The sequence below is a fragment of the Gulosibacter sediminis genome (assembly GCF_030011715.1).
GTDB classification, from domain to species: domain Bacteria; phylum Actinomycetota; class Actinomycetes; order Actinomycetales; family Microbacteriaceae; genus Gulosibacter; species Gulosibacter sediminis.
This window is the reverse complement of sequence record NZ_JASCYH010000093.1, coordinates 1-544: the sequence shown is the minus strand read 5'-3', so window position 1 is coordinate 544 and position 544 is coordinate 1. Positions and strand designations below refer to the sequence as shown.

1 protein-coding gene and 1 pseudogene are annotated in these 544 nt (G+C 66.9%); both read left to right on the top strand.

Annotated elements, in window-relative coordinates; genetic code table 11:
- Positions 1–237, top strand: a 237-nt coding sequence (locus tag QM019_RS12695; RefSeq protein ID WP_428831971.1) for a transposase, incomplete at its 5' end; no start/stop codon positions are given.
- Positions 234–544, top strand: a pseudogene (locus tag QM019_RS12690) (IS3 family transposase); the annotation flags it as partial. The gene QM019_RS12695 and the pseudogene QM019_RS12690, both read left to right, overlap by 4 nt.

Genomic DNA, 544 nt, shown 5'->3' with positions numbered 1-544 from the left:
ACGATCGAGCAGATCGCGAAAGATTTCGGCGTCCACCCGATGACCCTGCAGAAATGGTTGCAGCGCGCCGCTGTTGACGACGGCGCGAAGCCCGGCGTTACGCGGACCGAGGCCGCGGAGACCAGGGAGCTGCGCAAGCGAGTCCGGCTCCTCGAGCAGGAGAACGAGGTCCTCCGGAGGGCTGCGGCGTATCTGTCGCAGGCGAACCTGCCGGGAAAAGGTTCTACCCGCTCGTGACAGAGCTCGCCGCATCGGGGATCCCCGTGACGGTGACGTGCCGGGTCTTGAGGCTCTCCCGCCAGCCCTATTACCGGTGGCTGGCATCTCCGATCACCGATAGCGAGGTGGTGGAGGCGTATCGCGCGAACGCGCTGTTCGACGCGCACCGGGACGACCCGGAGTTCGGGCATCGACTCCTCGCTGATGAGGCCCGCGATGCTGGCGAGCCGATGGCGGATCGGACGGCGTGGCGCATCACAGCTTCGAACTGCTGGTGGTCCGTGTTCGGGAAGAAGCGCGGCCGTAACGGCAAGAAGCCCGGCCC